General features: G+C 42.9%; 23 protein-coding genes, 1 other RNA gene and 1 riboswitch. Of the genes, 6 read left to right on the top strand and 18 right to left on the bottom strand.

What is annotated here, in order from left to right:
• The first annotated feature begins 37 nt into the window (after positions 1-37).
• A complete protein-coding gene (locus MAS10914_RS30115; protein ID WP_017316399.1) occupies positions 38-571 on the top strand; it encodes an FHA domain-containing protein in 534 nt (177 codons plus the stop codon).
• 10 nt (positions 572-581) lie between these two features.
• On the opposite strand, the gene MAS10914_RS0113115 is transcribed toward MAS10914_RS30115, so the two are convergent.
• From MAS10914_RS0113115 to MAS10914_RS0113100, 5 genes are all read right to left on the bottom strand, one after another.
• Positions 582-1,532 (bottom strand): AAA family ATPase, encoded by a 951-nt coding sequence (locus MAS10914_RS0113115; RefSeq protein ID WP_017316398.1) that lies wholly within the window; start codon positions 1,530-1,532, stop codon positions 582-584.
• Complete coding sequence (locus MAS10914_RS34185) at positions 1,525-1,680, bottom strand: hypothetical protein (RefSeq protein WP_156818146.1); 156 nt, start codon at positions 1,678-1,680, stop codon at positions 1,525-1,527. Before MAS10914_RS34185 ends, MAS10914_RS0113115 begins: the two co-directional genes overlap by 8 nt.
• A gap of 336 nt (positions 1,681-2,016) precedes the next feature.
• On the bottom strand, positions 2,017-3,132 hold the full coding sequence (locus tag MAS10914_RS0113110; protein WP_017316397.1) for a DUF4350 domain-containing protein: 1,116 nt from the start codon (positions 3,130-3,132) through the stop codon (positions 2,017-2,019).
• Positions 3,129-3,737, bottom strand: a complete 609-nt coding sequence (locus MAS10914_RS0113105; RefSeq protein ID WP_017316396.1) for a DUF4129 domain-containing protein — start codon at positions 3,735-3,737, stop codon at positions 3,129-3,131. The genes MAS10914_RS0113110 and MAS10914_RS0113105 overlap by 4 nt, the downstream gene beginning before the upstream one ends.
• A gap of 41 nt (positions 3,738-3,778) precedes the next feature.
• On the bottom strand, positions 3,779-4,267 hold the full coding sequence (locus tag MAS10914_RS0113100; RefSeq protein WP_017316395.1) for a DUF2243 domain-containing protein: 489 nt from the start codon (positions 4,265-4,267) through the stop codon (positions 3,779-3,781).
• 158 nt (positions 4,268-4,425) lie between these two features.
• Between MAS10914_RS0113100 and MAS10914_RS0113095 the strand changes: the two genes are divergently transcribed.
• A complete protein-coding gene (locus MAS10914_RS0113095; RefSeq protein WP_017316394.1) occupies positions 4,426-4,896 on the top strand; it encodes an NADAR family protein in 471 nt (156 codons plus the stop codon).
• Positions 4,897-5,019: 123 nt separating this feature from the next.
• Here MAS10914_RS0113095 and MAS10914_RS30110 read toward each other — a convergent pair whose 3' ends face one another.
• Entirely contained in the window at positions 5,020-5,439 is a 420-nt protein-coding gene (locus tag MAS10914_RS30110) for a hypothetical protein (RefSeq protein ID WP_017316393.1), read from the bottom strand.
• Positions 5,440-5,468: 29 nt separating this feature from the next.
• On the bottom strand, positions 5,469-5,948 hold the full coding sequence (locus tag MAS10914_RS0113085; RefSeq protein WP_017316392.1) for a hypothetical protein: 480 nt from the start codon (positions 5,946-5,948) through the stop codon (positions 5,469-5,471).
• Positions 5,949-6,750: 802 nt separating this feature from the next.
• On the opposite strand from MAS10914_RS0113085, the gene psb32 reads away from it, so the two are divergent.
• Complete coding sequence (psb32, locus tag MAS10914_RS0113080; protein WP_017316391.1) at positions 6,751-7,488, top strand: photosystem II repair protein Psb32; 738 nt, start codon at positions 6,751-6,753, stop codon at positions 7,486-7,488.
• Positions 7,489-7,587: 99 nt separating this feature from the next.
• On the opposite strand, the gene MAS10914_RS0113075 is transcribed toward psb32, so the two are convergent.
• The 3 genes from MAS10914_RS0113075 to MAS10914_RS0113065 form a co-directional block, all read right to left on the bottom strand.
• Positions 7,588-7,971 carry a DUF4346 domain-containing protein gene (locus MAS10914_RS0113075; RefSeq protein ID WP_026082531.1) on the bottom strand — a complete coding sequence of 128 codons (384 nt, stop codon included), beginning with the start codon at positions 7,969-7,971 and terminating at the stop codon, positions 7,588-7,590.
• A 303-nt stretch (positions 7,972-8,274) separates the two neighbouring features.
• A complete protein-coding gene (locus MAS10914_RS0113070; protein ID WP_017316389.1) occupies positions 8,275-9,453 on the bottom strand; it encodes a GNAT family N-acetyltransferase in 1,179 nt (392 codons plus the stop codon).
• Positions 9,454-9,502: 49 nt separating this feature from the next.
• On the bottom strand, positions 9,503-10,195 hold the full coding sequence (locus MAS10914_RS0113065) for a RibD family protein (RefSeq protein WP_017316388.1): 693 nt from the start codon (positions 10,193-10,195) through the stop codon (positions 9,503-9,505).
• Positions 10,196-10,494: 299 nt separating this feature from the next.
• On the opposite strand from MAS10914_RS0113065, the gene MAS10914_RS0113060 reads away from it, so the two are divergent.
• The gene (locus MAS10914_RS0113060; RefSeq protein ID WP_017316387.1) at positions 10,495-12,531 is read left to right on the top strand and encodes a sensor histidine kinase; all 2,037 of its coding nucleotides are present in this window, start codon (positions 10,495-10,497) and stop codon (positions 12,529-12,531) included.
• A 4-nt stretch (positions 12,532-12,535) separates the two neighbouring features.
• On the opposite strand, the gene MAS10914_RS0113055 is transcribed toward MAS10914_RS0113060, so the two are convergent.
• The 6 genes from MAS10914_RS0113055 to groL form a co-directional block, all read right to left on the bottom strand.
• A complete protein-coding gene (locus MAS10914_RS0113055; RefSeq protein ID WP_017316386.1) occupies positions 12,536-13,624 on the bottom strand; it encodes a Gfo/Idh/MocA family protein in 1,089 nt (362 codons plus the stop codon).
• A gap of 95 nt (positions 13,625-13,719) precedes the next feature.
• Positions 13,720-14,439 carry a ribonuclease III gene (gene rnc / locus MAS10914_RS0113050; protein ID WP_017316385.1) on the bottom strand — a complete coding sequence of 240 codons (720 nt, stop codon included), beginning with the start codon at positions 14,437-14,439 and terminating at the stop codon, positions 13,720-13,722.
• Between the two features lie 158 nt (positions 14,440-14,597).
• Positions 14,598-15,058, bottom strand: an RNA gene (gene rnpB / locus MAS10914_RS32365) — RNase P RNA component class A.
• A 49-nt stretch (positions 15,059-15,107) separates the two neighbouring features.
• Positions 15,108-15,818, bottom strand: coding sequence for a hypothetical protein (locus MAS10914_RS0113045; RefSeq protein WP_017316384.1), 711 nt, complete (start codon positions 15,816-15,818; stop codon positions 15,108-15,110).
• Between the two features lie 63 nt (positions 15,819-15,881).
• On the bottom strand, positions 15,882-17,024 hold the full coding sequence (gene corA / locus MAS10914_RS0113040; RefSeq protein ID WP_017316383.1) for a magnesium/cobalt transporter CorA: 1,143 nt from the start codon (positions 17,022-17,024) through the stop codon (positions 15,882-15,884).
• 240 nt (positions 17,025-17,264) lie between these two features.
• Positions 17,265-18,929: a chaperonin GroEL gene (groL, locus tag MAS10914_RS0113035; RefSeq protein ID WP_017316382.1), complete on the bottom strand. Its 1,665-nt coding sequence runs from the start codon at positions 18,927-18,929 to the stop codon at positions 17,265-17,267.
• Between the two features lie 399 nt (positions 18,930-19,328).
• On the opposite strand from groL, the gene MAS10914_RS0113030 reads away from it, so the two are divergent.
• Positions 19,329-20,408: an MraY family glycosyltransferase gene (locus MAS10914_RS0113030; RefSeq protein ID WP_017316381.1), complete on the top strand. Its 1,080-nt coding sequence runs from the start codon at positions 19,329-19,331 to the stop codon at positions 20,406-20,408.
• Positions 20,409-20,477: 69 nt separating this feature from the next.
• Here MAS10914_RS0113030 and MAS10914_RS0113025 read toward each other — a convergent pair whose 3' ends face one another.
• Both MAS10914_RS0113025 and fabG read right to left on the bottom strand, forming a co-directional pair.
• Positions 20,478-21,290 (bottom strand): alpha/beta fold hydrolase, encoded by an 813-nt coding sequence (locus MAS10914_RS0113025; protein ID WP_017316380.1) that lies wholly within the window; start codon positions 21,288-21,290, stop codon positions 20,478-20,480.
• 15 nt (positions 21,291-21,305) lie between these two features.
• Entirely contained in the window at positions 21,306-22,073 is a 768-nt protein-coding gene (gene fabG / locus MAS10914_RS0113020) for a 3-oxoacyl-[acyl-carrier-protein] reductase (protein WP_017316379.1), read from the bottom strand.
• Positions 22,074-22,511: 438 nt separating this feature from the next.
• Between fabG and MAS10914_RS0113015 the strand changes: the two genes are divergently transcribed.
• On the top strand, positions 22,512-24,062 hold the full coding sequence (locus MAS10914_RS0113015) for a phosphate ABC transporter substrate-binding/OmpA family protein (protein ID WP_017316378.1): 1,551 nt from the start codon (positions 22,512-22,514) through the stop codon (positions 24,060-24,062).
• A 240-nt stretch (positions 24,063-24,302) separates the two neighbouring features.
• Positions 24,303-24,414: riboswitch (guanidine-I (ykkC/yxkD leader) on the top strand.
• Positions 24,415-24,550: the final 136 nt, after the last annotated feature.

The following is a 24,550-nucleotide window of genomic DNA, read 5'->3' as shown; positions in this document are numbered from 1 at the left end:
CTAGACTCATTGAGAAATTGCTCCGCAAAAACAAGCCATGCAAAACCCAGGCAGATCACAAACAAAAGGGCTAAGTCTAGAGCTTTTTCATGTTCAAACCAATACTGGTTTTGAGTTGCCAGCGGATTTTACTGTCATTCGCCTTGGCAAGCCGAAGGAGCAATTTATACCAGATATCGATGTTTCTGGGTTGCCAAATGCCGATTTTGTCTCTCGATTTCACGCAGAAATTCAGGTAGAAAAAAGCACTTACTATATTGTAGATGTGGGAAGTTCCAATGGCACATACCTCAATAATGTCAGGATAAAGCCAAAAACACGCTACTCGCTAAACTTCGGAGATAAAATAGACCTGGGTCATGGAAATAAAGTCACATTTTTATTTCTAAATAAAGAAAAACTTGTTTTTGAATCTGATACCAAACTCAACGAGCCGCCTACAGTGATTCAGATTGAACTTTTTGCGAACGCGGAACCAAGTCAAAGAGAGCGTTTGAGTCATCTTGTAGGCTGGGTTGGGAAAATGTTGAATGAGAGTTTGCACTCGCTCAAGAAATTACTAAAAAAATAGTTATTCAGCTTTATCTTGGTACTGGCACTTTATTAAGTACCGACGCAATTATCGTATCAATTTTTACGTCATCCAACATTGCTTCTGGTTTCAAGATCAAGCGATGACGTAGCAGTGGTGGTGCAACTGCTTTAACGTCATCTGGAGTGACAAAATCCCGTCCAGCTAAGTACGCTGCTGCTTGTGATGTCTGTAACCAAGAACCAGCAGCACGAGGAGATGCTCCCAAAGCTAAATCGGGGTATTGCCGCGATGCTTTTACTAAAGCTAGGAGATAATCAATAATAGCTTCAGAAACTTTAACTTCTCTGGCTGCTTGTCGTGCCGCCAAAATTTGAGCTATTGTTGCTACTGACTGTAAACGAGCAATATCTAAGCGTCGCGCTGCAAATCCTGCCTGACGATTGAGTAACATTTGCTTTTCAGCAGCTAGGTCAGGATAATCTACGACCAGCTTGAATACAAACCTGTCCAATTGTGCTTCTGGTAAGGGATATGTGCCTTCAAATTCCAAGGGATTTTGCGTTGCAATCACCCAAAATAACTCTGGCAAAGGCAAACTTTCACCGTCCAGCGTCACCTGCATCTCTTCCATTGCTTCCAGTAGGGCTGCTTGTGTTTTGGGGGGAGTTCGGTTGATTTCGTCCGCAAGCAGCACTTCGGTAAAGACTGGTCCCTTTTTCAGGCTGAAACTACGGGTGTTTAAGTCAAAAATATTAGTACCAGTAATATCCGATGGCAGCACATCAGGTGTCAGTTGAATTCGACGAAAATCGGCTTGAATCAACTGTGCCACTACCTTCACTAAGAGTGTTTTGCCAGTTCCCGGCACTCCTTCCAAAATAACGTGTCCACCAGCAAGTAATGCTATCAAAAGCTGCTCTATGAGGGAGGATTGACCAACCACAACTCGATTAAGTTCTTGACTAAGGCGATTTAATACAGGATGAGCATCATTCATATACAGCGATTTGCAATTGGGTGAGGTACACAAAGAAATAATGAACCACAGATGGACGAGCCAGTGCGTTGCGGTGAATCAGCCCTGCAGGCGGGTTTCCCGCCGTAGGGGACTGTGAACCCGTTCGCCCTTGGCGTGCCGTAGGCATAGGGGGGTTCCCCCCGTTGTGGTGACTGGCGTACAGATGCACACAGATAAATTAGTACTTCATTCAGATGAGAAGCGCTGTAGGTGCTATTTATAATCCAATACGGTTCAGTTAAGGATAAGGTAGGTTGGGTTAAGCGTAGCGCAACCCAACAATAAACGTTTTGTGTTGGGTTTGGTAGCGTCAACCCAACCTACGCAATTTAAGGGTTTTGGCTCTAACTGAACCGTATTGATTTATAATCATCTATGACAACGCATGAGGTTACAGATGCGACGGATAGATTATCTAAAGATTTTACTGAGAATTCATCCGTATCTGTCACAAAATCCGTTGCTACCTTTGCGCCTTTACGTAAAAATCCAATTGACGGCGCAGAATTTGCCATTTCCCCAACCAGCTTAACAGTTCTGGTTCACTCAGGCGGCGTTGTTGGGATTGTATATTTAACAACTTTTGGAGTTGTGTAGCAGGAACGTTTGTTTGCTGTACCAAAGCATTCACAAGAGTTTGGTGATCCAGCAGTTCTTGACCCAATCCTAACGCTTTCTGTAGTTGCCGTTGTTCTTCTTTTCCTACCATCTCTACAACAAAGTCGCTGGATTTAGCTTTTTGCAAAACTCCTGCCAAAGCTTTGATATATGCTTCACTGTTATCAACGACTGGTGTATTTAATGTTACTGGCTTCCCAAAGCGGCGATTTTGTGAGCGAATGAGCAACAGTAGCAGTATGCCTACTTGTAGAAATGCCGGAAACACAGGAGTTTTAGTAAAATAACTCAATAAACTCCCTTCGCCTTCTCTTTTTCTGACACTGGGTTCTTTGTAACCGTGGATGTATTCATCTACAAATAATAAATGACCTTTTTGACTGACTAAATCTGACAAATACTGAAAATGACTTTGATAATCTTGGTAGGCATTGGCAGCTAAGTAGGGAGTCGTAGAAAAAATAGCTTTTCCTTGACCGTAATTGTTTTCCCACACAACTGCACCAAAGCGATCATCGCCCAAAGAAACCTTTTCTTGACCTTTGATTTGCCTCCGTCGTCGCGTCTCTATTTTGACATCTCCAGCCGGAGACTTTTGTATAGTGGTAAAATCTGCTGCTGTGACGCGATCGCGCACACCCAAAAGAACCAAATTATTGCCTTTTTCTATCCATTTTTTCTCCTCAGCATCTAGCAAAGGTTCCCTCAGGATGCTGTTGATCTGTACCAGAGTCACAGGACGTTTTTCTGCATTTAAATCATCAAAAGGCTTTTGCCAGCGCTTGATCCCAGTTCCTCGCCTTTCCATATAAGCATACCAAGCGCCGTAACCATCGGGAGCGCGGTTGTAGGTGGAACCACTATTGATTTTGCTGCTGGTTGGAGCTGCAATGAAAGTCAGTAGTATCATAACTCCCAAGGCGATCGCCCCAATCCAAGCAAGACGGTTTGAGCGTTTCATGTATTGGAAATCTCCCGATAAGCTTGCTGACAATGCTCATAATTTTCTGACACAATTTCAGCATTCCCAAAACATAATTGCTCGTGGGTGGTAATCAACGTTTCATAAGGCTGCATTGCAGTCGCAGACATTTGTAGCAATTGCAGATATTCTCCATCTGTACGGCTGGGTTTGTGAGGGAGGATTCTTTTATCATGCACGTGCTGTAACATTGCCAAATAAAGACAACGGCAAGCCTGACGGTAATTACCCTGACGCGAAAATTCTTGCGATCGCCTTAACCACTGAGAACTATGTAACTCAGTTTCTGTGCTTTTTCCTTGAGAATCTGTGGACTTTTTAGCTGCACCCAGCCAAGAATAAAAAGAAGGGCGAAGTTTTCGCCACAGCCGCCAACCAACCCAAACCAGAAATGATCCCAGTATTAGCCAAAAAATCAAGTTCAGCAACTTAAGCAGCCAAGGCTGAATTGACGATTGAGGTAAGAACTCTGGTAAAGCCCAACCCAAGCGAGACAATTGGTACTCAAACCATTCTCCAACTTGTTGTTGGAACTGGGACATTTGCCAACCCCAGCTTGTTTTTTCAAAAGCTTCTGCTGACATAGGACAAATTATGAATTATGAATTTTTTCAACATTCTGCACTTATAATTCATAATTTTCACTGTTTTTTTGTACCATTATCCAACCAATGACAACAAGAAGCGCACCGACGGCAAGAAATCCCAAATCCCAAGCTAACTGATTCGGTCCTGGTTTGACATGATGGATGCCGAGAATCTGATGGTCAATCACTCCTTCAACCAAGTTGAACAACCCAGCACCGATAAATATTGACCCAAAGTAAATATTTGATGACCAAGGAACATCATTACCTCGTCCAGCCCGCCATAGCAAAACGACTCCAATCACAGTCATTATCCAATCAAAGGCATGAAATAAGCCGTCCCAAACCATATTCATATCGATATTAGAGATTGTGGTCAGAGGTCGAATGCTACTCAACATATGATGCCATTGAAGAATCTGATGTAGCACGATGCCATCAAAGAAGCCTCCAAGTCCTAGACCAAGGAATATTCCAGCAACAATGAGTGGTGTACTTCGATTGCTTTTTTCACTCTGCGTCTCCATCATCAACCTCTCAGATAGATCTATCTATCAACATAAACCTCTGTTTTGAATCCAATCTTCTGCCTTTAGGCAAATACTGTGGTGGAATTCAAAACAGACAGTCCTTGCTAGTATCTATCGTAATAATGGATATTAATGTATAAAAGAGCAATTTTCAAATGACCATTTACTTTTACAAGGTTGGGCAGCCTTATGGCTGTTTTTCCAATTTTTCTCCTCACGGAATTATCATGCAGGGCATTTATTGGTCAACGGTTGAGCATTATTATCAAGCTCAAAAGTTTGTTGGAAGCCCAGATGCTCTGATTATACCTCTCATCCATAACGCCGAAACACCAGAAATAGCTGCCGCATTAGGACGTGATCCCAAACGCCAAGTTCGTTTAGATTGGCAAGAAGTCAAAACACAAGTTATGCGAGAAGCTGTACTTAAAAAGTTTCTTACACATACTGATATTAGAGAAATCCTTTTAATTACAGGTGAGCAGCTGATTGTAGAAAACTCACCAACAGATTATTTCTGGGGTTGTGGTACAGATAAAACAGGTCAAAATCATCTTGGTAAAATTCTTATAAGTGTGCGTGACGAAATCCGTAACTTACTATCTTTATCAGTAATTTCCGATTAATTTAGACTGTTTTGCAGCCGAGATTTTCACAATAAATCAGGTAATTTGCTACAAGCGGGGGATTATAGCTTTCCCCCAAACACAAAGTTTTTAGAAAATTTATTATAAATTCTTATTTTTTTATTAAATATTTGACAAAGGCTGAGATTCCTTGATTTGGATTTCTTTCTGTGGAAAAGAATCAGTTTCTGCTGTCATTTTAACTATGTAGAGTGAACCCAACAAAGAAGTCATTAGCACTAATCCTAATATTGTCAGTGAAATTTTGTTGACAGGTGAGAAAGTTGAAGTTTGTGAACGCTCTTTTGAGCGCTTTTCCTTGCCTAGTAAGAAAACGACATAAAGGCCCTGTTTAGGAAATGGGATAGAAAGTTTGATATCCACAACATGGCGCTTGCTGAGGCGTCCCTGAAAGACCTGTTTGAGTGCTGCTAATTGGACATCGGTAAAAGTCCCTGCTGTTTTAGAAGGAATGCGGGCGAAAAACTGTTGTACGAAGGGGTCTTTGTTGGAAGAATCTTTGGTTAAACGGTTTTGAGGCATATTGCTTTTCCTGTCAGTACAAGTACGGTTCAGAACATAGGATTGTGTTCATAATCCCAACACTTCCCATCTCTCCAGGTTCTACCAGTGTGTTTGCATTCGGATTGGTTGTGAAGCCAGGGAATTGATGTTGGGTGAGGTGAAGTAGGTACGGAAGTAAGCAAGGAGAACACAAAGGAGAATGTAGTGAAGCTAGAAGTTAATAGGATGATAAAAAGTCCTATGAGGAACACGATATTGCCAGGAGTCCAAAGAGGATGTATGCCTCGTTCATATCGCAAACGCTGTTTTGAGCGACGTTCTGAACCTGCCAATAACACTACATAAAACCGTAGCCCTGGAATGGGAACCGAAAATCGTAGGTCTAAAGGATGACGAGTCCAATGACGAGAGCCAAAAGCGTTTTTTATCGCTTCTAGTTGTTCCTCAGTGAAAGTATCAGTTATTTCCCGGGGAATCTTAGCAAAAAGTTGCTCAAAAACAGGATCAACGTGCTGTAGACTTTTCATGACTTGTCTGTACTACTATATGTGGCTAGTAAAAACATAAAATTTCTTTTTGGCTGAAATGTCTACCAGCATAACTGATAATATTTAAATTTTTCATTAACTTGCTATTTAGATTAAGATAGGATTTCTGTTAAGTTTTTATTAATACTTAAGTAACAGAGATTTTGACAGCAGACTTATAGCAAATTAAGCACTTAAGTATCAAGTACGTGTGCTTTATTTTGCGAATATTTTTACTTATTTAGTTGTAGTTGTATTGAGAGTTTAAGGGTTAGTAAATATAACACAAGTCTACGAAATCGTCTTTGATGAATTTACGTAAAAGATGAGTTTGCAGATGATGACTTTCAACAGGTGAAATGCTATACCAGAGAGATGAATCAAGTATTTATGAACACTTTGAACAATGCCATTAATACTAATCATCTATTGCAATAACACTGGGAGCATTTTCATACAATCTTTATCTCACCGAAAAAGTACTCAGAACTCAGAACTCAGTAGTCAGAATTTTGAGGGGAAATTTGAGCATAGGTTGCTGTACTTTTTTAGTGTAGGTATGTCGTTACTATTTGCCTACTTGTTCTACTTAGCCTTTGAGCGGCGATTTACAACCACTGCAAGGCTGAAGCTTAAACCAGTTGACTGAAAAAGCTGCTAATTTTGTGCTATTTGAGATTTAAGCTAGAAGTTATTAACAGTCTTCACTTATAACCACTAGTGCGCTTTGCACATAAGACGCAAGACGCAGGCATGGTTATGTAGTATTTTTTTGGTGCAAGTCCGTCTTTTGGTAAATCCGATGAAACAGCTCCTCAACCGAGTCTATAGCTGGAAGAAACTCATCCAACGGCTACTTCTGCCCTCAGTGATGGTCATTCTAGCTTCTTTAGTGTTTGCTACATCTGCTTCGGCTACAGGTGTATATGAGATGCCAACCATTACAAGCGGCGAACGCACTTGGGTGGTGGATCAAGCTGAAGTGATCAGCCGTCTAAATGAAGGCAAGATAAGCAACGCCCTTGAGAATTTAGCCAATCAAACGGGAAATGAAGTAAGAATTGTCACAATTCGTCGTCTTGATTACGGTGAAACTTCAGAGAGCTTCACCAAAGCACTGTTTGAAAAATGGTTTCCCACAAAAGAAGCGCAAGCAAATCAAACAATATTAATGATTGACACCGTAAAGAACGGTACTGCAATTATCACCGGCGATAAAGTCAAATCTGTGATGCCAGACAAAATCGTTGAGAGTGTAGCTAACGAAACAGTGATGGCACCCTTGCGGGACGGCAACAAATATAATCAGGCGTTTCTAGATGCTAGCGATCGCCTAGTCGCCGTCCTATCTGGCGAACCCGATCCCGGACCTCCCCAAATTGCCGAGAACGTGCAGGTAGAAGGCACTTTTAAGAAAGCAAAAGAAACCGACAAAGGTAACGCAACGGCTTGGGTCATAGGACTATTAATCGCCGCTACTATTATCCCGATGGCGACTTACTACATTTACCAGGTGTTTCAGCCATCTTCTAATGGATAATGCTCGCCCCTGCATTGCATATCTTTTGTGATGGCTGTCCTTAGTCCTTAGTCCTTAGTCCTTAGTCCTTTGTGCTGCTGACAAATGACTAAGGACAATTTAATCTTGCACATAATCTTGTCCTGTCACTAAAGCAATCTCAGCTCGGACAAACTCTCGACCCAAATAAGCCGCATGGTTTAACTGAGTCACGGGACAGGGTTGTTGTTCCTCAAAAATTTTCACACACAGTTCCTTTGCCGTTCTCCCACTAAATACAGTCGTGTGAGTGCGTTCCACCTTTCCCCGTGCTGGAATCACCTTTCCTGTTTCCGGGTCAACAGCTAAACCATGCTCATCAATTACATTTGTGAAATGCTTGGCACAAATGACTCCCTCCTCCCGATTTAGATAAATAATGAAATAGCCACCGGGATCAAGGTCAATGTGACGCTGAGACAGTTTCTCGTCAATTGCTGCCAAGCCTTCAACAGTCAAATCCATAGTCACCATAGAAATCTACTTGCTTTAGGGGTTTTTGACCCCTTCTCAAGTGTAATTCTTATCTTACTTAGTACACGTCTCCATAAGAGGGGGTTCGGAATTCTCCTCAGGGATGAACCATTGTCGAGAGTTGTCAACATTTTGATTTCCGACCCCCATTAATGAGGAGTTGTACTTAGCGTTCTTGGCTTTTTGGCGGTTAGGAGTCGAATAAGCGGACGTCAAAGAGTGTAGGACTCTATATCAAGCAGCGGCGATGGAAATGTATGAATCCCTATCAGGGATTGAAATAATTTTCCGAAATCACTTTTGTTGACTAAAAGGCAACTCCGCGTTAATTGCCTCAATTTCCTGTTGTTCCATCTCATTAACCTCACTGATATGATGTCGCAAAATTTGTGCCAAACGACCATTGTAAAAGCGGTGCAAACTATAATTCCCAGCAGCAGGAAACCCGCGACGTTTTTTGTGGCGTCCGCCAGCACCAGGGTCAAAAATTTGGATACCGTTGGCGATCGCCCACTCTACTGGTGCATAATAGCAAGCATCAAAATGTAAGCAATCTATTTCTTGGAAAGAACCCCAATAGCGTCCATACATCCTATCGCCCTTAAACAGACAAAAAGACATCCCCACTGGTTGACGATTATCGTGTTCGCTGTATGCTGCGAAAAATACAACTCGATGGCGGTAATGGGTATGTAGCTGTTCAAAAAATCTTTTTGTTAAGTACTTGCTACCCCACCAGCCAAATTTATCACAAGTATCAGCGTAGAACTGATACATCAAAGGAAACAGCGACTTGGGAATCTCATCACCACTAAGAGGTTGTAGTTTCAAACCAGCCTTTTCTACTGCTTTGCGTTCGCGCTTAATGTTGCGGCGCTGGTTGGCGTTGAAAACTGCTAAGTACTCATCAAAAGTGTTAAATCCAAGATTTTCCCAGATGTAGCTGTGGTGTAGCCAAGATATAAAGCCGTGGCGTTCCAGAATAGGACGCCATTGGGGATCTACATAGAGAAAATGACAGCCAGAGATACGGTGCTTGGTACAGAAAGCATCAATCTCATGCACCATCATTGCCGTTATCTCATCTTCATCTTCTCCTGGTGCAATCAAGAACCGATAGCCTTCAGCCGGCGTAAATGGAGTCATTCCCACCATTTTCGGGTAATACTCCACACCAATGCGTTGTGCTAAGTCTGCCCACTGGTGGTCGAAAACAAATTCGCCATAACTGTGTCCTTTCAGGTATAGTGGGGCAGCAGCAATCAGGGTTCTGTCTCGCCATAGGGTCAAATGATTCGGTAACCAGCCAGTGTTAGCTGTAGCGCTTTGGGAGGTTTCGAGATTTTTCAGCCACTCCCACTCTAAAAACGGGGTATGAAGTGGTAATGCTAAAGCATCCCAAGCATCTTGGGAGACTTCGGCAATTTTATTAATCCAAGCGAGAGAGTAGCGAGACTTGAGTTGTTCCACCATCGGAAGCATTGGAGATACAAAATTTAGCACAAGCTTTATATAGCGTAATCTAATCTGCCGGTTGTTGCAGCCGATAATGCAGAAAGACTTCCTGCTCAATAGTGTACACTTCCACAAGTTGCAGACGCTTAGCCAACTGGGCGAAAAATCCGTTACCTTCTACTGGTGTAGGTGCAGTAGCACCACCTATAATCAACGGACAGACGGTGAACCAAAATTCATCAATTAAATCTAATTCCAGCATTGAAGCGACTAATTCACCGCCACCTAGTACTGCCAAATGTTTTATGCCCAAAGTTGTTAAATATTGTAAGGCTGCATTAATGTCAATTTTTGCCGTAGGTGTTTCAAAAACCAAAATTTGCTCAAATTCTCTGCGTCCTTGCCAAAAAAGCGCTCCTGCTTTTGTTGTCAGCAACCAACGGTTGACTGGTTGCTCAAAGAAGTGCATTTCTGGATTGAGGTTGGCAGAATGTGTAATTACTATATGGACTGGCTGGGGAGGTTTTCCCGCCTGAATTCGTTGTTGCAGCAGTTGTGGATGCGATACGGTTAGTGTTGTACCGTAGGCGCGGAGTGTACTAGCACCAAATAAAACAGCATCACCTATGGAGATTTGTTCTTCCAGGTGTGCTTTATCAGTCGTCGAGCCAAACCGAGCAGGCGATCTCGTGACATCTGCTATCTTGCCATCTGCACTCATCGCCAAAACTACTGTAGTATGAGGACGGTGTTGTACCATTGGGTTGGTTTGTTAGTTTTTATGTTTTTTGTACGGAATATTAATTTTCAAAAATAGTGATGCTGGAAACCTCCTCTCTCCAAATTTCATCTTTAGTATTTATATCGAACAACAGCCGCTGTAGTGGTTTGTTTATAGGAGTATTTGTATTGTGGGCTTCTTTTTGAGATTAAAGTATTTTATATTTTTAATATAGTTATGAAATTATGAAATAAGGATTTTTATAACTTAATAATACTAGCTGCTCTAACTACCTAGAGTTGCTGTTGTTGATGGCACAATACTAAGAGAGACAGCCGATGGCTAAACCCCGTCAATCATCCTTTCGTAGGATTTTAGTGTCGAAAATTTTGCTTCTGTCAGTTCCAGTTTTATTGATAGGGGAAATTGTCGCCTATAAAAAGGCACGCTCTAGTATGCTGGAAACTGCCCGTCAAAATTTAACAGAAAGTGCCATCATTAAGGGGGAAAAGATTGTAGAAACGAGCGCTGCTTTAAAAACGAACTTACTAAGTGCAAGTCAAACAACAGTTATCCAATCAGGTTCAAATGGTGATATCAAACAATTTCTGAGTCAGCTAGCACGACAACTACCAAGGCAAATAGACTGTATTCAACTGACCAATCCGCAAAACGGCCATATTATTGCAAGTGTTTGCGGTGACCAGCCCATCGGTGAATTGAAATTTCCCATAGCGAGTGATGGGGTGAATGTCGAGGCAATATTACCACCAAAGATAGGAACAAGTGGTCGGAGAGATTTACGAAATAAACTACAATTACTGTTATCTGCTCCCGTGTACGATAGTATGGGCGGCTTGCGTTATGCCTTGATTGTGCGCTCGACAATACTGCAAGAAAAAATCAAAGCAAAGCCTGGTTCACTAACAGGCTCCACGGTCGTTATTGCTGATGATGGAACAATTTTGTCACATCCAATTGCTAGTCGTGTTGGCACTAATATAGAACAGCATACAGATGCTTCTCGACTCAAAAAGATTGTAAAAACTGCTCTTGCTGGGAAGCAATATTTTCTGCATTTCTTTTTTGAAAATGAGGGTGAAGAATTACTTGCTGGTTATACTGCTATTCCCAGTCCCACAACAAAAGGGGAACAGAAAAAATGGGTCATTATAGCCGTTACAAGTTTAGACAATGCTTTGTATGGTCTTAGAGGAATCCAACTTATTCTTATTGTTTTAACAGTTGGTTTGATCAGCGCAAGTGTTTTGGCATCGCTGTATTTAGCTCGTTACCTAGCTCGTCCTGTAGAACAATTGCGTGACTATGCTATAAATCTTCACTTAAATCAATCAGCAGAACCGATTCCTCACAACTTTAAAATTCGGGAGTTTAACCAATTGGCGCAAGCACTCGAACAAATGGTCGAGCGATTGAAAGCATGGGCAGAAGAATTAGAAATCGCATGGAAAGAAGCGAAAGCCGCAAACCAGGTGAAAACTCAGTTTTTAGCTACGACTTCCCATGAGTTAAGAAATCCACTAAACATTATCATTAATTGCGTTCGTCTGGTTCGAGATGGTATGTGCGATGATCGAGAAGAAGAATTAGAGTTTCTCAAGCGTGCCGATGACACAGCTATTCACCTGTTAGGCATTATTAATGATATACTAGACATTTCCAGGATAGAAGCAGGCAAGCTCTCGGTCGTTTTGCAACCTATTGACCTTCGGCAAGTCCTGAAAGAAGTGATTAACATACAATCAGTGAATGTTCAACAAAAAGGTTTGCAGTTGAATATTCCTCAGCTTAATGAGCTAATTCCCGTTAATGCTGATGCAGCAAAACTTAAACAAGTTCTGATTAATGTTATCGGTAATGCAACTAAGTTTACCGATGACGGAAGCATTACAATTTCTACAAAAATTCTACGTAGTCACGATGATAAATTTGAAGTTTTTGTCTGTGTGACAGATACAGGTTTAGGCATTGATCCCGCTCAACAACAAAAACTATTTCGTCCTTTCGTAATGGTGGAGGATTCAACGGCACGTAAGTTTGGTGGTACAGGACTGGGACTTGCAATTTCACGAAACTTAATAGAACTGATGGGAGGTACCATTACTCTTAAGAGTGCAGGTCTTAACCAAGGCACGACAGTAACAGTAAGTTTACCTTTGATTGATGCCTCACTCTTACCAGGTTCAGGAGGGCAAGAAGATTCAGGAAATGTCACTCTTTCCTCTGGAGATCAAACGGTAAGAGGGATAAAGCAAACAGCAGAAGAAGTTGCTCAGAAAAAAAGCCACTTCCCCTCTACCCTGAGCAAAGAAGTGAAGAATTCAAAATTAAGTATGCAAAATGCAAAATCATAGTATTTCACGACTCATTTGCATCCATAAAAACAAGTGTGCCGCCTTTATGAAGAGATTCTGTCAAAGCAGCAAGAATTTGCACTAACTGCGTTCCTACCCACCCAGAGGAAACATCTGAGGGAGTCTTTTCAAGAACACATCTCATAAAGTGCTCACACACCCGCCGCAATGGTTCCCCTGTTTCTATTTCCAGCATTTGTTGCCTTTGATTAACAGGAATAAATCGGTTTCCCTGACGTTCAAACTCACCATGTAGTAGCGTCAAAGGTGATGTAGTTGACATTTCATCAAAAATCAGACTACCCAGGCTTCCGACAACTCCTAGTCGTCGTTGTTTATCAGCATTAAGCCAACACAGATGAATATATGCTTGAAAGTTATTCGGGTAGGTCAGTGTCACCCATACTAAGTCGGCTAATCCTTGGTTTTCAAGTGAGGGGGATGTTGCTTCTATTAATTCCTTTTCTCCCTCATCTCCCCCTACTCTCGGTTGCAGCCACACCGTACCCGTTGCTTGCACTTTTACAGGTATGTGATTGAGCCAAGAATTGAAGATGGCAATATCGTGAATGGCTAAGTCCCACAGCGCATCAACATCTTGGCGGACTGGTCCTAAATGAGTGCGAGTCGCGTATCCATAACGTAAATCACCTAATTGACCCGCCTGAACAACAGCTTTCCCTCTCTCAACTGCTGGGTGAAATAAGTAAGTGTGGTCAACTATCAGTTGTCGTTGCTGTTTTTCTGCAAGCTGACACAGTTCTCGACATTCTGCTAAGTTGAGAGTTAAAGGCTTTTCTGCTAAAACGTGATAACCCCAACGCAAAGCGTTGGCAATTAAGGAGTAATGCGTGCTAGCAGGAGTAGCAATAACTACTGCTTCTAAACCCGTCATCTGCTCTATTGCTTTCCATTCACTTGTCAGTAGTACCCCATCATCTAAGTGATACTGCTGTTTCACCTCTGCTAGACGTTCTACGTTCGGCTCTATGACCGCTACTACCTCAGCTTGTGGATGTTCTAAGAAATTCCGTAGCAAATGTACACCCCAACGTCCAACACCAACAACAGCTATGTTAATTTTCTTAGTCATTAGTTATTAGTCAACACTGATGAGTCATTAGCCATTTACACAAATGGACAAAGAACAAATTAACAAATTATTCTCTGATCATCTACTGTTTGAGTTCACGGTTTTTCCTGAGCGTCAAGTGCTAAAAAAGCAACTTTTGCAGCAGCTTGTTCAGCAGCTTTGATAGAACGTCCCTTTCCTTCACCTAGCTTTTGTTCGTATAGCCACACTTGAGCAAGAAAACGCTCTTGGTTATGCTGAGGTTGATTGATTTCTACAACTCGATATTCTGGTAAAATTTTATATTTTGCTTGAGTCCATTCTTGCAGAGCGGCTTTATAGTTAAATCTAGCCGGATCGAGGCGAATTTCTGCTGCAAGTTGTTTGAAGTGAGGGTCTAGCCAAGAGCGGATCAGTTCGAGATTGTGCGTACTCAGATACAGAGCACCCAACACTGCTTCAAAGGCATCTGCCAGTCGTGACTCCTGACCAACTTTATCAGCAGTCGCACTGCCAGCGACTAGTAAGTAGAGCTCCAAGCCGTATTCTCTTGCAAGTTGAGAGAGCATGCGATCGCTCACCAACACCGAACGAATTGCTGCAAAATCACCCACTGGACAATTGGGATAGGTTTCCCATAATACAATAGCTGCGACTAATCGCACGACTGCATCGCCGACAAACTCCAGATGTTCATAATTTGCCGACTCAGAGACAGTGGGATGAGTCAGCGCTAAGTCCAGCAGCTGCCACTTTATAGGTGCGTCTGCTGCCAGACCTAATTTTCTTACTAAACTTTCGAGCTGCCGCTGACGGCGTGGATAAGCGAGGCCCATTAGTCATTAGCCATGAGTCATTAGCGATTAGTTGTGAGTCATGAGTCATTAGTCATTGCTGAGTAACAAAGGACTAAGAACCCTTCGGGTATGCCAGTCGCCTACAGAGGGAAGCCCTCCTACAGCGCTGGCTCACAAATAACAAAGGACAAAAAGAGGGAGAGAGTCAGAACATAAGCCGGGTTCTGTTCTCTTTTCTAGAGACATGTTGTAGCATATCTCTACATTAAGAGGGCGGTCATCTATCTGGGACGTCTGTTACCAGACGCCTCAAGCGGCTCTTGTTGAGCGGAACTGGTAAAAGACCAACCGTAGTTCCTTTACCTTGCTTCCAACCGGGGTTTACCGAGCCACGACCTCTCGGTCGTGCTGGTGCGCTCTTACCGCACCTTTGCACCCTTACCTTTTTCAGTTATCAGGTATCAGTTATCAGTTATCAGGTATTCCCTGTTTACTGTTTACTGATAACTGTTCACTGATTTTGGCGGTATGTTTCTGTGGCACTATCCTCGCGATCGCCCGCACTGGGCGTTACCCAGCAAGTTTGGTCTTTCGGAAGCCCGGACTTTCCTCAAACCAGCCTCAATGAAACTGGTCTGCAACCGCCTACGTCTACTCTCTCCTAATATCCAGTGTAGTCTTTGAATGGCCAAACCACTAGTTCTGCTTTAGCGCCTCTTATTCCAAGGCAAAGCATATGTCCAAGGTAGTTTCCTCACGGTGAAAGGACACTTGACAATGCATAGCGGAGGAAGATGGCTACCCTGAGTGACACCCACATTTGTTTGAGCTAACCGAAACACTAAATCTAGCGAAAACTCAAAGGTGCGTTTTCTACTCATAAATTTGTTAAACTCGATTTTTTGTGCCTTCACAGGGCTGCTTTTCCATTTGAGGATGTTGGCTACCGGATTTTTTGTTGCTGTATACGTTCCAGATAACTTATCGAGCTGGAAAACACCTTCAGATGAGACTGATTCGCTGAGTGTTTTTCCAGGGACAATCAGACTGGGAGTTTGGAATACAGCTAAGTCACGGGTTATGTCTGGTGACATGCGAATAACTCGCTTTGAAGTACCGTCAAATTCCTCAAAAGCGCAATTGTCCCAATCAACGTATATTGCTAAGTCCTGGGATTTATTTTGAATGTTAATCGATAAAGATTGTGGTTTATCAATTACGAATGTATTTGCCAGTCCCCCAAAACTAATCCCAATCGTGTCTTGAAGATTTTGGTCTTTCAGTTGTTGGTCTACAGATGATTTATTAAATTCTATCTTGACTTGTTCGTCGATTGATTCGACCATCTGGTTAAAGGTGTAAGTAATGCCAATTATATAAAGCGTCAGAATAACTAAATTGTTGTCGCCGTTTCTCATGACTCAATATGTTCACTCCCTATGCTAATTTTGGAGACTCAATCTATGGAAAAGCTCAAATCTTTAATCATGCTTAATTGTTGAAGCATTTTCCAGCCAGCCTCTTCGCCAAAAGAAAAATAGTAAACCTGCTGCAATGAGTGCCATAACTGCTAAACAAATTGGATAACCCCAATACCAATTCAATTCGGGCATATTGTATGGTGATTTATCAGTATTAAAGTTCATTCCATAGATACCCACAATAAAAGTCAAGGGAATAAAAATTGACGAAATGACCGTTAGCACCTTCATAATTTCATTCATTTTGTTACTTAGGGATGAAAGATAAACATCCATCAACCCTGATGAAAGTTCCCGGTAAATTTCCACCATATCTATCACTTGGACTGCATGGTCATAACAATCTCTCAAATAGATTTGAACTTCATTCGTGATGAGTTCACTACCATTTTTTATTAAAGAATTAATAGCCTCTCTCTGGGGCCAGATAGCGCGGCGCAGTTGCAATAATTCTCGCCTAATTTGATAAATATTTTGTAATGTTTGACGCTTAGGGTTGGTGATGACTTCCTCCTCTAACTCTTCAATTCGCTCACCATAACGTTCTAGTACCGGGAAAAAGCCATCTACGATAGCATCTAACAGAGCATAAGCTAAATAATCTACCCCCTGTTTTCTGATAATGCCTTTAGAGTTACGAATTCGCATCCGCACTGGTTCAAAACAATCATATTCTGCTTCCTCTTGTATAGTCAGCAAGTAATGTTTCCCCAACACAAAACTAACTTGCTCACTATGAAAGCCACATTCTTTTTGCTTGGGTACGACCATGCGAGCAATGATAACCAATTGGTCTTCATAATCTTCTATTTTTGGGCGCTCTGCCATATTGACTACATCTTCTAAAACGAGACTATGTAAATCAAAAACTTTACCCAGCCTTTGCAAAATGTCTACATTACCCAAACCTTGTACATCTACCCAAGAAACAGATTCTTTATCCAGATAAGTGGCGCACTCCTCCGGAGTTGCGATTTGCTTATCGAGGATATTCGTTTGGTTATAGTCAATAAAAAAAATCATGGGAGGAGGAGCGTTTTCTTCAACAAAGATCGTTCCTGGTAAAGTCCCTGGTTGATGATATAAATTTGTTCTGTATGATTTAGTAACTTTAAAAGAAAGATGAGGAAGTTTTCTTGCCATACATTTTTACCTTATTGAGTCATGAGTCAAAAACTCGAAACTATTAACTTTTGCTTAGTAAATAAGGCATTTTGACTTAATTTCTTGAATTTTTCAACACTGATTTTCCAATTCTAAGGAAATAATAAGTACAAGAATTGTATTGAGTGCAAATGGAAACAGTATAGCGGTTTCCATGATGCAGTAAAAAAGCAGGGTGGGCAGTACCCACCCCACTGGATGCTATATGGCAAACGGGGACTACATCATGCCCATGCCGCCCATGCCACCCATGCCGCCCATGCCGCCCATGCCGCCCATGTCAGGCGCACCACCAGCGGGTTTTTTCTCTGGTTTTTCGACCACTATAGCTTCGGTGGTTAAAACCATTCCAGCGATAGAAGCAGCGTTTTGCAAAGCTGAACGTACGACTTTTGCCGGGTCGATAATCCCAGCAGCAATTAAGTCCTCGAATTTCCCAGTCGCAGCGTTGTAACCAACATTGAAATCAGTGTCATGTACCCTGGCAACAATGACAGATCCTTCAACACCAGCATTGTCTGCAATTTGACGCAAGGGGGCTTCGAGCGATCGCGCTACAATATCAGCGCCAATCTTTTCTTCGGCGTCGAGGCTGTTTTTAAATTCCGCTATCTTCTTGGATAAGTGAATCAAAGTTGTTCCACCACCAGGAACGATACCTTCTTCCACAGCCGCTTTGGTAGCGTTGAGAGCGTCTTCAATTCGTAGTTTGCGGTCTTTGAGTTCGGTTTCTGTTGCCGCACCCACTTTAATTACCGCAACGCCACCAGCTAGCTTGGCGATGCGCTCTTGCAGTTTTTCTCTATCGTATTCAGAATCTGTTTCTTCTAGTTGTTTGCGAATTTGACCAATTCGCTTCTGCACGTCTGTTGTTGTGTTTTCACCAGCAGCAACGATGGTGGTGTTTTCTTTGTCAATTGTGATTTTCCGGGCAGTTCCCAACATTTCCAAAGAAGCGGTATCCAAGCTTAAGCCGATTTCTTCGGAAATCATTTGTCCGCCAGTGATAATGGCAATGTCTTGTAACATTGCTTTCCGGCGATCCCCAAACCCAGGTGCCTTGATGGCGGCGACATTGAGCACACCCCGCGCTTTGTTCACCACCAAAGTTGCCAAAGCTTCCCCTTCCACATCTTCAGAGATAATCAGCAAGGGTTGACCCAAACGGGCAACTTTTTCCAAAACAGGAATTAACTCTTGGATGTTGCTGATTTTCTTGTCGGTAATCAGGATGCGGGCATTTTCAAATTCCACCGTCATCCGTTCATTGTTGGTGATGAAGTAGGGGGAGATGTAACCCCTGTCTATCTGCATCCCCTCGACAACTTCTAAATCCGTTGTTAGGGACTTAGATTCTTCAACGGTGATCACACCATCTTTGGTGACTTTCTCCATCGCCTCAGCCAGCATTTTGCCGACTTCTTCGTCGTTACCAGCTGAAACTGTGGCAACTTGAGCGATCGCCGCACCTTCTACTGGTTTCGCTACTGCTGCAATTTCCTGTACCAACGCCTCAATGGTTTTGTCGATTCCCCGCTTTAAGGCAATGGGGTTAGTACCTGCGGCGACATTCTTCAAACCTTCTTTGATCAACGCCTGCGCCAACACAGTGGCGGTGGTAGTGCCGTCCCCAGCCACATCTTTTGTTTTTGACGCCACTTCCTGGACCAGTTTTGCGCCAGTATTTTCTAGCGGGTCTTCTAGTTCAATTTCTTTGGCAACGGTGATACCATCGTTGACAATTTGGGGTGCCCCAAATTTTTTCTCCAACAGAACGTTACGACCTTTTGGTCCCAAGGTAATTTTCACGGCATCGGCAAGAGCATTGATGCCTCGTTCTAATGCCCGCCGCGATTCTTCATTAAATGCAACAATTTTTGCCATGTTTAGTGTTCTCTAGCGCTTCCAATAGACAATTTAGCACTCAGCGGTCAAGAGTGCTAATGACTTCAAGTCATTGATACCAACTTGTATTCCAGAAGGTAATTTTAGAGTATGGGGCGAGTGACAATTCAAAATATGCCCACCGGACACGCTAGGCGGAGTGTGCAACTCCGACTCAGGAGGCACAAAGTTCAAAATAAAAAATAATCTTCTTACCCTATACCCTACACCTCGACTGGCGTAAGGGAGTGCGCCTCTACCCCCCATACCCGATACCCTGTCCTCTCAAATGATTTTATATTAGAAGCAACTTTTTATAAGGTTACAGTTAGTTAGGAAAAAATTGATTAATATACAGTTGATGCTTATGCAAAGTGGCAATAATGGTTCAATCGGGAGATGAACATATACAGCTCCCTTCGGTCCCTCGGTATTGCTGACCCTAGCGGTTCCGGCTGGTTGGCGGTAGTATTTACGTTTCTTTTAGCTTGCAGTGTAACTTGGCTTTTGATTCCGGCAGTCCGCAAGTTTGCCTTGCGCGTTGGTTGGGCTGACCAGCCGAACGCGCGACGGCTCAACCGAGAACCTTTGCCTAATGCAGGGGGTCTGGCTATTTATGCCGGAGTGATTGCCGCAGTCGTACTAGCTAGTCTCTTACGACCTATTGAACTCGAAAGAGTGCTGGCTGAGGTACAGACTATTCTTTTAGGGGGTTCGATATTAGTTCTTGTGGGCTTTATCGACGACCAATTCGGCTTACCCCCGCTGGTTCGATTGTTAATTCAGATACTCACAGCTTTATTGCTGGTTGCTAATCGTATCACTATTGAAGTTTCTTTTGGAACTCCCATCGATTCTACGTTATCAGTATTATTAACAGTACTGTGGGTCGTTGGAATTACTAATGCTGTTAATTTAATGGATGGTATGGATGGTTTGGCGGGAGGAGTCAGTTTTATCACCGCCATGGGATTGTTAGCAGTTTCAGCTCAAGTTCCTAACCGTGCAGCAGCGACGTTAGTTCTAGCAGCTTTGGGAGGAGCGGCGCTTGGCTTCTTGCGTCATAACTTCCACCCTTCGCGCATTATTATGGGTGATGCCGGAGCTTACTTTTTTGGTTATGTGTTAGCTGCTACTTGTATTTTAGGGAATCTCCAAGCTCCTACGGTTGTCTCTTTAGTAGCACCAGTGCTGTTTTTACTGTTACCAGTACTCGACACCACTCAAGTGTTTGTGCGGCGACTGATGGCGGGTAAAAATCCTCTCAGTACTCCTGGGAAAGACCACCTACACCACCGCTTGCTAGCTTGGGGCTTGTCTCAACGTCACGCCGCGCTGACTCTTTGGTCTGTTACCTTAGTTTGCAACTTGCTGGCAATGAGATTACAAAACATGACTTTGGTACAGATACTTGCCACAACCATCGGCATTATTCTCCTTTTGAGCTTTACCATTTTGCAAAGGATACGAGCAGCGTAAACAGGAATGGGGGAAGTGATGGTGGCATTTTCTCCCCCACGTTTCTGTTGACCTCATTTTCTTGATAGCTTAGTGTCTGCGATTTTGGCTATGGTTGGTGAGGAAGTTGAACATAACTGTAGCCACAGTATCTGCACACTCGATTAAGAAGCCGTGACTACCACGCTCAAGAACGACAAGTTCGGCATTGGGAATCTCTTGAGCAAGTTGCTCAGAGAATTTTACCGGAGTCAAAATGTCCTGCTTACCAACCACAACAAGTGTAGGGCAACAAATATGTGTCAGACGGTCTAAAGTATCGCTGTTGAGGATAGCTCGGCTTTGATGATAAAGTCCATGAGTTGTCGGTAGGAATGGGTACTCACTCGCTATGTTGATGAACTGTTTTATTGCTCCTGGGGTAGAGTACAACTCTTCGGTAAAGATCCAAGGTAGCATCACCTTGGAATAAAGTTTTATGTCTAATATCTGGGGTAGATCACCCAACGTCTCGATAATTGCGTGGAACTTGCCATCACCTTTTGCCCAGGATGACAGTAGCATCAAGCTTTGCACTTTTTCAGAGTACGCTAGTGCTAATTCTTGTGCAATCTGACCGCCCATTGAGTGACCTGCTATATGTACCTGAGTAATGCCGATCGCATCAAGTAGTGCAGCAGTATCAGCAGCCATCTGCTTGACAGTATACGGATGATCAGGAGCGGAACTTTGCCCCACGCCTCGGTTATCTAAGCGAATAACCTGATACTGCTTAACGAGGGAAGCCATTACCGCAGACCAATACGAACTATCACAGGCAAAACCGGCAATCAGTAGCAAAGGCTCACCCGTTCCCTGAATGTCAAAGAACAAATCAATCCCGTTAACTTGTATTTTCGGCATAACTACATTCAGTCTTCAAGCCATCACCATTCCGCCATCAACGTTGAACACTTGTCCGGTGATGTAAGCACTGGCAGGGTCAGCAGCGAGGAAGCGTACCATCCCAGCAACTTCTTCTGGTTGACCATAGCGACCAAGAGGGATGTATTTGAGAATTTCTTCAGTGTTGTTAAGATTACTTGTCATGTCCGTGGCAATGAAACCAGGAGCGACGGCGTTAACAGTAATGCCACGCGAGGCAAGTTCTTTGGCAATGGTTTTGGTGAAGCCGATAACACCTGCTTTGGCGGCGCTGTAGTTAGCTTGTCCTGGGTTGCCCATTTGTCCAGCAACGGAGGTAATGTTGATAATCCGTCCCGAACGTTGCTTGAGCATGATTTTACTAACGGCACGAGTGCATAAAAAAACACCAGTGAGGTTGAGGTCAATCACCGCTTGCCAGTCTTCTGGTTTCATTCGCAAAAGCAGGGTGTCGCGAGTGATACCTGCGTTGTTGACCAAGATATCGACGCGATTGAACTTTTCCATCACGGTGTTCACAAGCGCTTCTACTTGAGAGACTTGAGAAACGTCAGCTTGCAGTGCTATGGCACTCCCTCCAGCTTTTGTTATTGTATCGACCACCTCTTCAGCTGCATGATTAGAACTGGCATAGTTGACAACAACATTCGCTCCCTGCTTCGCTAATTCTTGTGCGATCGCTCGCCCAATTCCCCGTGAAGCACCAGTGACAAGAGCGACCTGTCCGCGTAAACTTTGCAAATTGTCTGGCAATAGTTCCATAAATTTTCCCCTTTATTATCCGTTGCGTTAATCATCATAGAGTGATTGTGCATCAACAATAAAAACAATCGAGGAGATGACACAGATAAACGCTCTTGGAACTACTATTGTTATTAAAATTAACAGTTAGGTGATCGCTCCATTCCTAGCTTTTTCCGCGACGAACTTCCCCACTATTTTTAAATTTTATATTTTATATTTTAGATTTACCGCACCTCAGTCTTAGTAGGTTTTGTTTCGTAGTCTCAACCCAATCTACAAAGTAGCTTAAGTATTGGGTTTAACATAAATTTGTTTGAGTCAAAAGCTGGGGAAACTAGTGGTATAAGTCATAAGACCAATTGCTTGGTAAAGTGCGGATATTCTTGAATCTAACCCTATTTTGTCACTTTTGTGATGGCAAAATTTAGAATACTTACTTTCATTTACTAAGGTCTTATGAATAAGCGTACCAATCAGGTTGTACTTATCTTGGCTCTTAATGTGTTTGGTTTTTGTTGTTTGGTCTTCGGTAGTTTTTGGTTGATGAATAAAATAAAGTTACCATCAATTTCATCTGATGTAGAAAATACATCTGAGAAGAATAAGTTAACGCTTTTGGGGGACACCTTCAGTGGTTACAGCACTTTTCGTAGTCAGGCTTTTCAGGAAGCGGTCAAAAAAGTTGGTTTAAACTTGCGTTATGAAGATGAATTTGATCAGACTAAACGTGTTCAGCGTCTGAACCAGGGACAAGCTGACTTGCTAGTAACGACGCTCGATCAGTTTCTCAAACAAAAGCCTCAGGGAAAAATTGTGGGGCTGATTGACCGCACAGTGGGAGCAGATGCGGTTATCTTGAATACTAAGAAGTATCCCAACCTGAAGTCGCTCCTGGATCTGAGCCAGTTGGTAGCACGTGACAATAGACAGCAGTTGACAATTACCTTTGCTGGCGACACCCCCAGCGAGTACCTGGCACTGGTGTTAAGTACCAAATTTGAGGCTTTTAAGCTGTCAAGCTTCCAAGTGAATAAGGTGGCAGATGCTTCCGATGCCTGGAAGGTGTTGCAAGACCCCAATCAGAATGTCGCAGTTGCCGTACTCTGGGAGCCTTACGTTACCCAAGCTCGGCAGAAGGGCTATACGGTGGTATTATCCAGTAAAGATGCACCAGGAACAATTGTAGATGTGATTGTTGCCTCCAACCGCCTGATCGAGTCTCAACCTGAGAAGATTTCAGAATTTCTAGCAGCTTATTACCGCCATATTGATGCCGTTATCCGCGATACTTCGCAATTGCAGGCGCAAATTGCTAAGGATGGCAAGCTCTCCGTACCTGACGCTGAGGCAGTTTTGCAAGGCATTGACTTTTTTACCTCCATTCAAGCTAAAGACTGGCTGACGGATGGAACCCTAGATAAACGAATTAAGTCTACTGCGGCGGTGCTGACGCTAGTAGGCAGGATGAATGAGGTTCCCGAGAAGCCCAAGGAGCTGTATGCCTCTGCATTGATTGGGAAAGCGGCAGAAAACACCCAAAATCTGATTAAATTAGTACGTACCGATAATCCCGAACTAGCAGACAGACTCGTTGGCAAAGGGCAAGAGATTGCTTCCACTTCCACTTTCAATGCTAACCAGATTGAAAATGCTCCTAATATCGGCAACTTGCAAGTGCAGGACGAGGTGGAATTTGCAACCGCCTCTATGGAGATCACTGCTAAAGGCAAGCAAACGCTGAATAAGCTGGCTCAGGAAATTGCAGAATTCAACGAGCAAACAGTTGCTGTACGAGTGATTGGTCATACCTCTGGAACTGGTGGTGTTAACTCTAATCAAAGGCTGAGTCAAAAACGGGCAGAGGAGGTGGTTGCCTATCTGCGCGATCGCCGTCTCAAGCACAAGCTTGTGGCTCTGGGGAAAGGTTCTAGTCAACCGTTACCTGGCATTTCTGTCAACGATCCACGCAACCAACGCACAGAAATTCGTCTAGTCCGCGTCAATTAAGTTTTGATTTGTTGTTATCAGGGTTTCTCTGATTGAGGGTGTGGTGCAAGCACCGCAGTTGCTGCCACATCGTTATTTAAATTAACAGTTAGGCGATTCCTTTGATGACTTTGGCTTACGTCAAGGCTTACGGAAAAATAGGATTTATTCGAGAAAAACTGTATTCTATTATACTTTATTTTGTCATAATTTATTGATATTTATAGAGAAGAAATTTCAACAGGCTATTACCAACAACTTATAAACAGCTTCTAGGGTTCCGATTTAAATTTGATAATTTAAACGTCTGGTCCAAGAGAAGCACCCAGTTTTACAGAAACTGGTTACACGGCGGGAAAAAAGCCCGGGAGGTTAATATCAGATACTCATCTGTTATGACTTCACCGGGCTATAGTTTTGCGAGTTAGGCGGCGCAAAGTTATGAGTTTTAAGTTCATAATTTCTCACTCTTAACTAATGTAGAGACCGATAGATTGCGTTTCTATAAC

It is taken from the genome of Mastigocladopsis repens PCC 10914 (assembly GCF_000315565.1).
Classification (GTDB): domain Bacteria; phylum Cyanobacteriota; class Cyanobacteriia; order Cyanobacteriales; family Nostocaceae; genus Mastigocladopsis; species Mastigocladopsis repens.
Note: the sequence above shows the minus strand (reverse complement) of the source record. Positions and strands in the feature narration are given on the sequence as shown.